The sequence below is a fragment of the Moorena sp. SIO3I8 genome (assembly GCF_010692325.1).
Lineage (GTDB): Bacteria > Cyanobacteriota > Cyanobacteriia > Cyanobacteriales > Coleofasciculaceae > Moorena.
This window is the reverse complement of sequence record NZ_JAAHHW010000059.1, coordinates 1-13,255: the sequence shown is the minus strand read 5'-3', so window position 1 is coordinate 13,255 and position 13,255 is coordinate 1. Positions and strand designations below refer to the sequence as shown.

Genomic DNA, 13,255 nt, shown 5'->3' with positions numbered 1-13,255 from the left:
TAAGGTTTCTGAACATTTCTGGGACAAAATCTGTCCCCCCTTGGAGTCGCGCTGCAAAAGAGCATGTTGATACTTCCGAAAGCTAGGAAAGGCAAAGGTTTCTCCGTGCTGCATTGCACTTTTTGAGGTTTGGCCAACGTGGGCACCGTTCCTAGTTCACCCAACTCGACAGCAACAATAATTAGAAGAATTCACGGTAAATTAGCAAGATACTACTTTTAGGTGATTAAAAAATACAACAACAGTATTTGTTGGTAATGGATATATTTAAAAGTAGTATCTCAAACCCTAATATATAGGCTTTTTGTATAATCTGCAAGGCATAGCTGGTAAGGCTTTTAAGTCTAATATCAGGCAAAAGCAAATATTACTCGATTTCTGTTAGCAAAAATCCCCTGGCTTATAGCCATGGGGATTGTCAAGCTCCCCGCGTATGCACGACCGGGGAGTCCTGGGTCACAAAAAATCAAGTCAGAAGAACATCTTCATGGACCTCTCTCAGATGCTGATCTTTTTCGTGCTCAGGTAGTTCAGTCCACATTTCAAGGTACTCTGGATACTCTTCCGAGTTGGAGGGAATAGAGGCCATTGCTCTGGTAAACCGTTCTTCTAACGACATATTCTGTCGATCCAGATATAGCTGATGTCGGATTTCATCTTTTGGAACGGTATTCAATATTTGAGGCAAAAAGAAGTAGGGAAAAGTTACTGGCTCCGGCTTCCCTTCCACGGCAAAGCCTAAAGTACAACATTCCACCGACTGCCATTTATCAGCGGGATCTGTGACCGTTCCAGCTACCGGGTCAGGAGTAATCTCGTGGTTAGTCACGTTCCCACTTTCTACTTCAGTCTCAGCAATAATCTCAGGGATTAATGGCTCGTTTTTGTTCCCATTAGGAGAAGAAGCCTCAACTGCTTGTTCAGTAAGCAATTGAGAGGTCAGACCAGGAGTAATCTCGTGGTTATCTAGGTTAGGTGGACAATCTTGGTCATTCTTGCCTTTAGCTCCTTCCATTTTCTTTTTCCATACTTTCAGAGCTTCAGCATAGGAAGGATGATAGATTGTTTCTTTCCCTCTTACTTTGGTCATATCTGATGCAGTTAATCCCAGGTGGCTCGCTATCTCAGAAATAACAAAGTAGGACATTAAAATAGACTTTTGAAAAATGAAAAAATCATCTAGGGTGACGCCTGATTCTGTCAATAACTCAGAGAGTGAGATGTAATCAGGTAAAGGATTATCCTCTCTCCGGCACTTCATTACAAAGCCCCTGAAGTAATTCTCATCAACCATCATCTCATCTGATTTCTCAGTGCATCCCTCTTCATCTTCTATTTCTGGAAAACCAGCTATTTCTACTGAATCCAGTCCATGCTTTTCAGCTAAGTTCATCAGGTCTTTCTTCCCTTGCTCAGATTCCAAGTAAGCCAAAAATCGTGACTCACTTATATCAGGGTATTTTTCAAGCAGTACCGAAATTTTAGGAGACAACTCACCTTTTGGATTATAGTCATAACGGTCAAGAATCCTCCCGTGACACCAGGTAACTCCATCTGTCTCTATAAACAGCTTCTCCCCTGATTGTTCTATAGCGATCGCTGTCTTTTTATCCACTCCATAAGCAAAGGCTTTTAGAGAATATATCAAGTCTAGGGTAACCTCTTCATAGGGCTTAAAATTATCAGGAGAGTCTAGTTGTTCTTCATCTTCTATACAGAATGGGCTAAGAATCCTTGATTTAAGAACACACTCTCCTGGCTGCTCTCCCTGAATCATGTAATAGTGGTCTGGAACTTCTGGACAGTAATCAACGAAATCAAAGTACTCTCCGTCATGTTCTATTCTCCTAATCACAGGCGAGGGCTTAACCTGGGCATCTGTGGAGGTTTTCAATAGTCCAATGGCTATGAGGTCCAGACAACGACAGTCCCCAGATGCTTTCTTAGGGGACTTGCTCCGTTTCCGTTCAGGCTTCTGGAAGTAAGATTGGTTTTCAGTCTTACTCAATAGTGAAACGCAATCTGAGTGATAGACTACCCGGCGACTACCTTTGGCCTTGACTAACACCGTGCCATCTTCAGCAATCGCACTCTGTCCCACGCCCCAATATTTGTATTTTTTCCCTTTTTCGCTTGATGATTCCATCCGCTTATGAAGACCCAAGCCCTCAAGAGCTTTGCTAAGCATACGGGCTGTAATGTCGTTCCGGTCTAATGACGTTTTTATTTTTTCTAGTAGCTCCTTAGCCGTTAAGTACACCACAGCTAACTTGTCCGCAAGCACTTGGCAAACGGAATTAAGCCATTGGTTTCCACGGCGCAGGTGCCGACCAGCAGGAAGAACAGGCCACTTTCGCCCATCCTTTTTTTGATACCCCAGTTCAGCTAAAGCCTGATTTACGTCCCCTACTTTGGCATGAATTGGGCTACCCATTTCCTTCAGTAGGTCGTTAACAACCTGGCAGACTTGCCGGACTGATAAGTAGTCCTTACTGGCAGCTTTAACGTGCAGGTTGTCAATGGTTTTGAAGCAGCCCTCTGGCACTGGGGAGTACTTCAAACCTTCCTGGTCAATAAGGCATTCCTTGTCCTGCAAGGTGTTTGAAGTTTCAACTGCCTCAGATGCTACCACCCTAGTTTCCTTGTCCTGCAAGGTGTTTGAAGCTTCAACTGCCTTAGATGCTACCACCTCACTAGCCATCTGTCTTACTCTGGCAAACTCAGAGGTTCTTTCTTCATTTTCTTTGCGTGCAACCTTCAAAAGAGAACAATCTGTTTCGCCTTCTCCCAGAGCAACCTGTCGAAAAACTTTGACAAAAGCAGGATGGTACTCCTTGACACTATCCTCACCGTTGATTGCCTTCTGCCTTCTGGATAGCTCAGAGTGAGACAGCCCGAATTTCTCAGCCTCATGCCTCAATGGCATCAGTGCGAGAACATTGCACTCAAATCCAAAGAGCTGTTCGGGAGTCGCTCCAGTCTGCTTCAGCACTTGATGGTACGGAATGTAATCAGGTAGTGGATTATCTTCCCTCCTGGCTTTCATCAAGAAGTGATCGAACAAGTGACCATCAACCCTCGGGTCATCTGGATTCGACAAATTCAAGACCTCCACTTTTTCCAAACCCCAATAGGCCATTATCCCCTCAGCTTTGTCGATCGCTTCATTTGTGGAAAAGTAGGTTAAAAACCTATCTAAATCCTGCTTGGTCTCTTCGACTAGTTCCAATAGGCTCATAGATGCGGCCTGGTCGTGACGTGCTTTGAAACGGCAGTAAAGGTTAGGGTGACACCAGAACAGACCATCTTTCCAGCCATAAGTGAATGCCTCTTCTGCGTTTAACCTCGCTAAGGTCTCGCCTGCTTCCTCTTCTAGGTATTCAGTGAACTCTTGAATGGTTTCGAGGCAGGGCTTATCTGCCTTTGCCCGAGCTAAGACAGTCTCCCCAGGCTCTCCTTCTTCTTCTAGCTCTTCCAATATCTCATCGTGGCTGTCGATGAAACTAGTCTTGTCCCAACCAATATCAAAGTGTCCCGGAATCAACATGTAATGGCCTGGCATTTCCGGCCATGGGTCTTTGATCCATTTAACGAAAGCATCCCGGTAGTCGGGGTGCAGCTTGGCCTTGTCACCGTAGTAAACCACTGCTTCAATTCCTTCAGTCCCAATAATTTGCTTCCGTAGCGCTACTGATGATTTTAGGCCATTGAACTGCTCGAATTCCCCGTCTGACAAGAAGAAGGTTGCTGTTAGGTCTTCTAACTCCCAATAGGTCGTTTCAATGGTCTTAGCTGCTGCTTCAGCCCATACAACGAAGGTATTGCAGTACTCTTGGCAAACAAAAGGATTGTTCCGGTCTATCCAGTTCACCACATCACTCGGTTCGATTCCCAGATTTGTCGCGATCGCTGACTGACTTTTTGTCCCTTTGTCACTTTTTACAAAATCAAGGAACTGTCCCCGAGTCAGACTGTGCTGTTGAAGTACCTCGTTTAGCCTTACAAAGGTGGGCTCGGAAACGAAAGTTGCTGAGCCAGTTAACGACAAGGGGGATTCACCTGTTTCTGCATCCTTTTGATTGACCCTACGCAACTGGTTTTTCAAATTTTCCTCGATGGAATGCAACCTTTCCATTTCCTTTTTTGCTGGTTCCAAAAGCCCGGTAGCTTCAAGGACTGCATTCCTTAACTCGACATTGTCCGGGTCAGTCAGGTCTTCTTCAGTCATCTCCCGTTCTTCCCGAGGAATTACTTCCGTTTGGATGAAAGGAATCTCCTCTTCATCAACAGGGACTGGATTCAAAAATGCTTCGGCTAACCGTGGGTGACACCACAAGGTTTGAGTCTTCCTGTTGAAGATATAAGCTTTTTCCCCTGAGGTGGCTATCTCTTTCAGTAGTCCCTTGTGACTCCTGCTAATTTCAGACTTAAACCTTCCACGAAATACTACGTCTGTAATGATTTCAGCTTCTGTAATTTCTCCACAAGAGAGGCGATCACGCAAACTACGGATTTCTTCTTTCAGTAACTTTTCGTTGACCAGATGGTAGTTATCGGGAACTTCTGGGAGAAAAGTGACTTGAGCTGATTCTTCAGGTTCCACAGAAGTTTGTGATGTTACCAATGTGGTATGCTGCGGTGTAATTTTTTGTGACGTGACTTCTGTGGGAAGAGTTACAACAGGTTCAGTAGTAGGCTTAGTCTCAATCCCAAAGTCTGCCTTGAAGGTAGGGATGAGTTCAGGATGTAGTAGAAATTTCCCAGTATCTTTATTGCGAGTCCCGACTAGGTAGTTTCGGTCACCTTCCCCGTGACGGTCTTTAATTCCCTGGATTGCTTTCTTTGTGCGTTCACTCTTGAGCCATTCGATGGTCTGCTCATTTGTCACGGAGCCAAAATCTACTGGAACAAGACCCAACTGTAACTCCTTGTAGACTATATCCTGCCAAGCTTTGAAGGTGAGGTGTAGTTGTGAGTGATCGTATAAGTACAGTACACCGCAGCCCTTATCGTAGTAGTAAAAATCTTCACAGGTCAGCGTAAGAGGCAGTCCATTTTGGTGCTTGATCACATGGAGGAAATTCTTGGTTTCCTTGGACTCAATCCACTGCTTAATACTAGCCAGAGGGACTCTGCACTTAACCGCGACCAGTTGCTTGGGTTCAGATGGTACTGTTGTACCACTGTTGTTCGCTGTGGTATTCATCTTAAAATAGAGGGCATTAGTACAGTGATTTCTTTTGGAATCACAGCGGGTGAGGGGTTTTGGTAGAACTACCCTCGCCCGCTTTTCACATTATACTTTATCTTTCCGTCGTCGTCAGCAAAAAGATAACAAAAGACGATGCTCAAAATTCGCTACTGGAAAAAACCTGGGAATCCCTCCAGGCATAGTTTGCCCAGCCCAATTCATAACCTAACTGATGGGCGACATAGCGCCAATCCCCAACACTAAACTGGGAACCACTGAATTCCTTCAATAGATGGTGAAAGACCCACCCCCGCTTATAGCCATTTTTCGTTTGTTTCGCGATCGCTTGGTCGATTTCCTTGATGTACTCAGGATTTGCCTCTAAGACGATTTCCATCATCAAGCCTTCTAGCCGTTCCTTTTCTCCACCTGCTTCCTCGTCCGGTTCTATCGCCGCCCCTGCTCCTTTGATGTACTCCAAAGTGGTCAAACAGCTAGGGCAAGTGATGTGATAAATGGGGGTTAAATTCCCGTCCTTGTCTTTGTCTAACCTGATGGGAGTTTTTAGATCATGGGGAAAAGGGAGAAAACAGTGACCGCAGCAAGAACACTTGGTTGCATACTCGTTGTTGGGAATTGAGATTGGTTCTAGAGACCATTCGACGTGGGTGTCTGGAAGCCCGTGATAGCGCCAATTCTCGCTATGGTCTATTATCACGGCATGGGTTTTCCCAGGGGAAGGTCTTAGTGCCCGTCCTATTTGCTGGAAATGAACAATCTTAGACACAGTTGGACGACATATCTGGACAGCTTCTATCGAGGGAATATCTACTCCCTCCCCAAAAAGGCCACAATTAGACAAAATAGTCGTTTTTCCATTCCTAAAACGTTCTAGAGCTTCTTCTCGTTTTCCGGCAGAAGTTTTGCCGTCTAAGTGCTCAGCCGTAATACCCTCGTTGTTAAATGCTGCTGCAATGGCTTGAGAATGCTTGACGCCGACAGCAAAAACAATGGTCTTTTTCCCGAGGGCGTGTTTCTTCCAAGCCGGGACAACGTCTCCAACGACTGCCATGGCTCGTTTTTCTAGTGCTCCTTTTTGATAATCCTCGACGGAAGATTTCAGCCCTTTGGTGTTAATAGTCACACCACCGTAGACTTTGAATTGGGAGAGATATCCATGCTCGATTAAGTAGGCTGTCGTCACTCCCTTCACTAGGGCATCGTAGGTTTGCAGGAAGCCATGGCCATCGGTTCTCGTGGGCGTAGCGGTGAACCCCGCAATATATGCATCTGGGTACGCAGACATCACATCGGTATAGGATCTTGATGCAGAATGATGGGCTTCATCAATTATTAATAAGTCAGCTTCAGGGAAGGGCTGCCTTCGGATTAATGTCTGGATTGAAGCTACTTGAATGTTGTACTGAGGAGCTGGAGGAATGCCAGCTTTGATTTTGCCAATAGGCAATTTTGTTATGTTTTCGAGTGTTTCGCTTAGTTGAGTTATTAACTCTTTGCGGTGAGCGATCGCTAAGACTTTGAGACCCTGCTGCACAAAGTATTGAACCAATGCTCCAATGCAGACCGTCTTGCCTCCACCTGTAGGTAACTGCACCATCACTCGCCGCTTACCACTCCTCCACTCTTCAAACACACCAAAGACTAGTTCTTCTTGATAATTTCTCAGTGATATCTCACTGTTCAAGTCACGATAAAAAGGTTGTTGAATGTCAATGCTTTGTGCCATGCTAATACCTGGATCAGTTGTCATTTACTAAGCAGGTGTGCTTAATTAGTTACTGTTTTGATAGCGATCGCTCCTTTAGAACCAGAAGCGATCGCTCATTTTTTGGGATTAGGATTTTTGGTCGAATATCTTAGTCGGGAATTCCGGAAGCGCCTGAATTCTTCCTTTTAGCCGATCGAAGAGATATTTTATACAGGTCAACAGAAATACAGATGAATCCATATATTATCCAGGGGATACATATGACAAGAAGAGAGTGGAGAATAAAGAAAACCATAGCTGAGCTTGACACCTCAAACTCAGTAGGGAAAGTTACGGATACAATTAAAAGGAGCTCGTAAAGGCATAAAAGTAATCCCACCAATATTAATCGTTGCTTGTTTTCCCACGGCAACCAGGAAAATAGTTTTCCGAAAGGAGCCGTCAAAAGGCACCATTGGGTAACCTTTAAGGCTGACATTGCGCCTAGAGCTTTTAGCCCTTCTCTTGTAGATAAGTTAACTACATTCCAAAGGAAAATACCTTTATCGGGATCGAAGAAATTAGGCACTAAGTGTGCTTCAGGAAAGAAGCTATTAATAGATTGAGGTAGCCCCAAAGTTATCATGGGAGTAGTTAAGACCAAGAATCCGATACCTTTAACGTGCGCCAGCAATAGTCTTGTCCTTTTTGATACCATTCTATGTGACCTCATTTTTAGTCAATAATCAATATTTTGAGTTAAGAAATTCAATCCTAAATTGATTCTTTTAGTAAAACCTTCAGTTTGGTGAGAAGACCATATCGAATCAAGTATTGAATTCCAGTTACCGGCCTCATGGGCTTCGTTATGGCAAACTTCACACAGTGGGAACATATTCTCCCCCGGCTGATCGTCTGCTCCTAGGTATGATGTTCGGTGGATCTCTACATCTTCTGATCTTTTTTGGCATAGGCAACAGCAAAAGTTAGTCAATAATCGAGTCTTGAGCTCTTTCTCGTTATTGTCTGGGTAGGAGTATCGGCCATCAAAACTAGAAAACTGGTTCTTCTTGTCCCTAGCAAAGCGACTAGCGAGATCTGGCCTTTTGCTTTCCAGGTAAATAGAAATAATCTCAATCAATCTACGCTTAGCGCCAGAAGAAGGCATTCCCATTGCTTCAGCAAAAGACCACAAGGTATCATATCCGTCTTCCTCTAGTTCTGCTATCAGTTCTTCTATCTGAGATCTTTTTTTTTGAGCCGTTGTTGATGAAGTTCTACTAGCTGATAGATCTTTTTCGCTGGTTGAATCACTATCAGTGAAACCTAGATCTGCTTTCCCTCCGGTGGGGTACCAAGTGCCGTTATAGTTCAATATACGACCTCCTTCAATTCCTACAGGCGGATTAGCGCAGTCTTTCCCAAAATTATTGACAACGTCTCGACGGGTTGTGTTATCTTCTCCTATCATTTGATTCCGATCGGCAGCGTAAACTTCTTTCCCCGGAGCCACTGTCATGTAATTCAAAAGCATGGCCTTAAAGAGAGGGAAAATTCCGTCAGACAGTGTACTAGCTTTCAATCCTTGACCTAAGGCATGGATAGACTCGAATCCTTTTCCTCCCGCAGATACAAGGTCTCCGATTAGAGCAGCAAGATAATCTCTCATTTCTCCCAGGTCTTTTGCATATCGATGAACCTTGAGGAATGTAACGTTAGCTTCATCAATTATGAGCATTTTCTTTTCCTCGCAGCTATCGTAATTCTTTATCAGCTGGTAAACATCTGAGATGACTCCTTTCGCTCCTTTAGGGTCTAGTTTCCTGAGGTCACATCTTACGCATTGAGCATGGCCTTCCCAATCTCGTCCAAAATCTTCTTTTTTTGAGGCTAAGTTAAGATAGTAAACCCGAACGTCTTGGCCAGCTAAATATTTACTTAGCCAATAGTACAGTTCACTTTTTCCAGCACCTTGCCCTGCGATCGTAAAAGTACAAAACTGCCATTTCTTAGCTATCGTATTATATCCAGTGACCTGGGTCTTTCTTTTGTCAACAAATATAGGGGGCTGACTAGTTGGAGATTCAAAATCTTCTGTTTTTTGATGATGACTAACTTGTGGGTCGCTTTCAAAAAGCTGACATTCTAGATCTAAGTCAGCCTCGATAGTCTTTATTTGCTTTCTAGGTTGTAGCGCTTGAGTAAAAACAGCAGAAGTGTCCTGGACAGACTTCATCTGATCAATTTCAGTTTCAACAGCTAGGTCTTTTTGCCTGCTTCTAGCTTCAAAGTACTTGTAATATTTTGATTGAGCTTTGCGGCTATATACGTTATCTATTATTGCTTTATAGGTCTTTGCCCTGATTGGAACTGGCATCTCACTAAGCTTTTCAGATATTTCTTCAAAGTATCTATTAATAAATCTAGCTTCAACATTCTCTTTGCGAGGAAGATAAGAGACATCTTCTTCAAAATCTGCCGTTAAATCTATAAAGTCTTTTTCTTCGTCTTCTGATTTTAGACTTAAGAAAGTCCTTCTACTTGGAAGAAATCTTAGGCGACCAGTTGTCGAATAGTCTCCATATAAAGCTACTAAATATCCAGCCAATGAAGCTCCAATGACTATAGGCGAACCGGGAATAGCAGTTGCACAGAAAAATGACACAAGAAGTACTCCACCACCCATAGTTTTGGCTGTGTCACCAAACCCCCGTTCTTTCTCCGCTTTCTTGCCCAAAAAATTAATGCGATCGTTTAGATACGCTTCTACGTCTATGATTTCTTCGTGTACATCTGGATCTGAGTTAAGCTTTCCTCTGCGGTATTTTTTGTTGTCGTCAAACATTGGTCTATAATTGATTCCATGATGTAATTGGATTAAATTGAGATGGAGTCGGATTAAACTCCATCGTTTTTAGGGACTACTCTTCAGACTTAGCTTCTCTTGCGGCTTTTTCCAAGTTTTCTTTTGATACTGCGGCCAAGGCGAACCCTGCTTCAGCTCCAAAGATGCTTCCTAGGTTATAGAGGAAGACAGATATTTTTCGATAGGTATCCAGACCTGCAATACCACGGGAGCTAAAGGCAAAAAGTAGCTCTACTGCGTAAGCAAACAGCCCTATCCTAGTGACAATCATCTTCTGAGTTTTTGTTAGTTTGCTAGCTTTTGGAACCAAGTTGCTTACTAATGCCAGTGATTGGATCCAGTCCACAACCAAAGACATTAGAGAAGAGAAAATAAACTGAAAGGAGAACCAAAAGCTAGCTTGCCTGTACCTAACAGGATCTATCCACGTTTCCTCAAAGAACGGAAGGAGAGGGACTCCAGTTATCTGCTGATAGTAGGTGTCCGTTGAGATGACTAACCCAGCGATCGCACAAACACCTCCGAGAAAAAGGCATCCATTTGGACTTAACAGATTCTCAGCAGTGGTAACGATAACTAGCCCAATAGAACCTATCCCCTTGAATATCACCCTATTGGCATTGACGATAAACTTTGCCCCAAAGGGAGTAATCCTGTTAGCCGCTTCACTTTTTTCTAGATAACTCAATCTATCCTTGGCTGGATTGTTTATTCTTCTAATAGTTCGTGCCATAACCTTACCCGTGAATACCACACATTTGTTCAGCGTAAGCAGCGTAAGCTGGGTTCTTGGAACCAATAAAGTAAAAGACTCCGTCTTTCCCTGGAATTTTTGACTTAACCGAAACCCCGATGCATGTCGCAGGGGAATTTTTGTCCACTATGGTTGCAATGCCATCGGGAGAATTATTGCCCGCATTATTTAGGAAATCAAGGCTGAAACCCTTTGGGAATGTCGGGTTCTCTGGATCGTAGTAATAATGATTCAATATGATCTTCTTGACTGGACTTCCCACTTTATTTTTGACCCTAGCTTCGGAGAAAGCCTTTTCTTGCTCCATTTGAGCCGTCTTGATGTCGTAGTGCTTTTTAGACTCAGCTATTTTGTTCTTTGTCTCTGAATCTCTCTGACCATTTGCGATCGTAGAGTTTGCTACATGACCGATAGCTGCAAAGCTAAGCGCTAGTGAAATCAAATAATACTTATTAGGCATTGTCCTGAACCAACTTTTCGATACATACAAAAGATGCCTGGGAAGACCCAGGCTATTGAACTATTGACCCAACTCAGCTTCGACCTCAGCTTCGAGGTCATCTAGGAACGAAGTAGCCTTAGCGATCGCTTGGCTGGTCTTTCTGTCCTCGGCAGCTTTCTGCACTAGGCTGGCTTGGTTTTGTTGAGCTGTTCTTTGAGAGAGCCTTCGTTGCTTTAGAACAGAGGTGTAGTGACTGACATTAGACTCAACAGGCTGGAAGTGATACTGAATCCCCTGGTGAGTTATGGCGTCTGCAACCTCTTTTGCTTCTTCGCGAGATTGCTGTTCGACTTCCAGTACTTCGTTGTAGAAACGAGTGTTGTTGTCTCGTGTGCGTTGCAGAAAAGCCTGGCGACGAGCATAGTCAGTGGCGTCAGCATCTTGAATCCCATCCATGATGGCGTTGTCGATACGGGTTGCCATAATTTGGACTGGAAAATTATCAATCCCTGCCAAGTGCAACTCTTCCTGCACAAAGACCATGGCCTCATCTTTCCTTTCTTGAGTAGAGAGAGCACCTCCTTTGCTTTCCGCCGACTTAGAGGAAGCGATGGCTTTGTTTATCCCTTTATCTACCGCAGTGAATCCTTTGCTGGCACTGACCACCAAGTTGTAGTCAATCTTGTTGTCCTCAGGATTGATGCCGTGCTGCTTGCATATATCTGATACCGCCTCTTTCGCTTGATCGTGACTTATTCCTTGGCCAGTAGAAAGAAGGTCGATAGCTTCGTCGATTGTGATGAAAGTCATTATTTTCTCCTGTGGATCTAAACTGAATAATTGCTTTTCCAGGCTTCAAACCTAGTATCAAAATCTTCTTTTGTGAACACTTCTAATAGCCTCCCAAGTAGAGGAATTGCTTGCTTGTAGGTGTTCACAAGCTTCATGACTTGATAGATTAACCAGAAAACAAACACTTGGTGAATAGTAAGACCTCTGATGGTTTTTGTTGGTCTGCAACCATTCTTTGTGTAAAATTCACCTCTTATTATGACGGCATAATCATGAGGGACTGGATCTATCACATTTACTTGCCAGTCGTACAAAGCTTGACGAGAAATGCCAAACTTATCTCTGACTTCAATTCTTGTCATCTTCTTCTTGGGGTTGTACAAGAAGAAATTCTGATAGACCTCATTGATGAGAGCTAATTTTTTATGACCGGAGGTTCCGGTCATAACGACTTCCATGACCGGGACAGTCGTAGTACTGGCTTCTGCGTATGCTGTAATATTCTTTACGTTCATCTGTCTATGGATCAAAAATCAGCAATGAATAAAACTTGCCAACACCTGCATATGACAGCCATGTACGTGCATTTTTTCCCTTAAATGCACCCCTATGTAAGGTTGTCCCGGTCATAACGCATCCTTATGACCGACGCTGACCTACATAAGGTTTAAGTTTTTTCCTAAGTACTCTTATGACCGGAGGCTCCGGTCATAGCACTTTTTAATAAATAACTTTGTGCATTGATTAACTCAACACATTTATCGCATCAAGTTTTCTTGGAGCTTATGTAGGGCGTACATAAGCGTTATGTAGGGCGACATAGTCTTATGTAGGGCGTACATAAGCGTTATGTAGGGCGACATAAGTCATCAATTGTTAGGAAAAAGCCTTTGAGTAGGAGAGCCAAATGTCGTTACTCCCTCGTTACCGCTAGCTTTTATCGACACAGATGATACACAATCAACCATGTTCCCCAAAAACAAGCCACATCCCGTCCTAGTAGCAGTAAATCCGTACTACTTACAAGATTCCTTGAGTTCTTCATTGGTCTAAAACTATAGATTTGTCTAGGTGCTGTGGCGACCTAGAAATAAGAGATACTTAATCTAGGTCTAGTTCACTCTGGCCTACTTAAGCGGGCACTTCCGGTTTATTTAAGGTGCTCGCTTTTTCATCCATATATTTATAGTACACGATGTCCTAAAAAGTTGTCAACCCACATTCCGCAGGTTTGTCACACCAGTAGATAATATTTTTGGCAGGGAGCACCAAGAAACTGAAGAATCCTGTGATGCTCATGAGTTAAGTTGAAAATTTGCTCGACTCCGCCTAGGATAACTAAATGAATCGACTGAAAGCACTGAAATACCCACCCCATTGTCGGGGTAGCCGTCGGCTTACCCAATTGGTTGTTAATAGTTTGCTTAGTCCGGGCGAGAGCTTGGCGTAAGGCTCTTTGGGCGAGAGTGTAAACCAATAAACAAAGACGGTCATCAAAGAGA

7 protein-coding genes and 1 pseudogene are annotated in these 13,255 nt (G+C 43.6%); all 8 read right to left on the bottom strand.

Going from position 1 to position 13,255, the window contains the following annotated elements; translation table 11 throughout:
• Positions 1-466: 466 nt before the first annotated feature.
• Positions 467-5,206 carry a hypothetical protein gene (locus F6K51_RS21120; RefSeq protein ID WP_293023800.1) on the bottom strand — a complete coding sequence of 1,580 codons (4,740 nt, stop codon included), beginning with the start codon at positions 5,204-5,206 and terminating at the stop codon, positions 467-469.
• A gap of 142 nt (positions 5,207-5,348) precedes the next feature.
• Positions 5,349-6,962: a DEAD/DEAH box helicase gene (locus F6K51_RS21115; protein WP_293023798.1), complete on the bottom strand. Its 1,614-nt coding sequence runs from the start codon at positions 6,960-6,962 to the stop codon at positions 5,349-5,351.
• Between the two features lie 676 nt (positions 6,963-7,638).
• Entirely contained in the window at positions 7,639-9,744 is a 2,106-nt protein-coding gene (locus F6K51_RS21110) for a hypothetical protein (RefSeq protein WP_293023796.1), read from the bottom strand.
• 76 nt (positions 9,745-9,820) lie between these two features.
• Complete coding sequence (locus F6K51_RS21105; RefSeq protein WP_293023794.1) at positions 9,821-10,498, bottom strand: hypothetical protein; 678 nt, start codon at positions 10,496-10,498, stop codon at positions 9,821-9,823.
• Positions 10,499-10,502: 4 nt separating this feature from the next.
• Positions 10,503-10,979, bottom strand: coding sequence for a hypothetical protein (locus tag F6K51_RS21100; protein ID WP_293023792.1), 477 nt, complete (start codon positions 10,977-10,979; stop codon positions 10,503-10,505).
• 60 nt (positions 10,980-11,039) lie between these two features.
• Positions 11,040-11,771: a hypothetical protein gene (locus F6K51_RS21095; RefSeq protein WP_293023790.1), complete on the bottom strand. Its 732-nt coding sequence runs from the start codon at positions 11,769-11,771 to the stop codon at positions 11,040-11,042.
• A 17-nt stretch (positions 11,772-11,788) separates the two neighbouring features.
• Positions 11,789-12,268, bottom strand: a complete 480-nt coding sequence (locus tag F6K51_RS21090; RefSeq protein ID WP_293023787.1) for a hypothetical protein — start codon at positions 12,266-12,268, stop codon at positions 11,789-11,791.
• Between the two features lie 719 nt (positions 12,269-12,987).
• Positions 12,988-13,255: pseudogene (locus F6K51_RS21085) on the bottom strand (IS1634 family transposase); the annotation flags it as partial.

Excerpts from the sequence above, each read along its gene's own strand:
- F6K51_RS21120 (WP_293023800.1), bottom strand. The coding sequence starts at position 5,206 with ATGAATACCACAGCGAACAACAGTGGTACAACAGTACCATCTGAACCC.
- F6K51_RS21115 (WP_293023798.1), bottom strand. The coding sequence starts at position 6,962 with ATGACAACTGATCCAGGTATTAGCATGGCACAAAGCATTGACATTCAA.
- F6K51_RS21110 (WP_293023796.1), bottom strand. The coding sequence starts at position 9,744 with ATGTTTGACGACAACAAAAAATACCGCAGAGGAAAGCTTAACTCAGAT.
- F6K51_RS21105 (WP_293023794.1), bottom strand. The coding sequence starts at position 10,498 with ATGGCACGAACTATTAGAAGAATAAACAATCCAGCCAAGGATAGATTG.
- F6K51_RS21100 (WP_293023792.1), bottom strand. The coding sequence starts at position 10,979 with ATGCCTAATAAGTATTATTTGATTTCACTAGCGCTTAGCTTTGCAGCT.
- F6K51_RS21095 (WP_293023790.1), bottom strand. The coding sequence starts at position 11,771 with ATGACTTTCATCACAATCGACGAAGCTATCGACCTTCTTTCTACTGGC.
- F6K51_RS21090 (WP_293023787.1), bottom strand. The coding sequence starts at position 12,268 with ATGAACGTAAAGAATATTACAGCATACGCAGAAGCCAGTACTACGACT.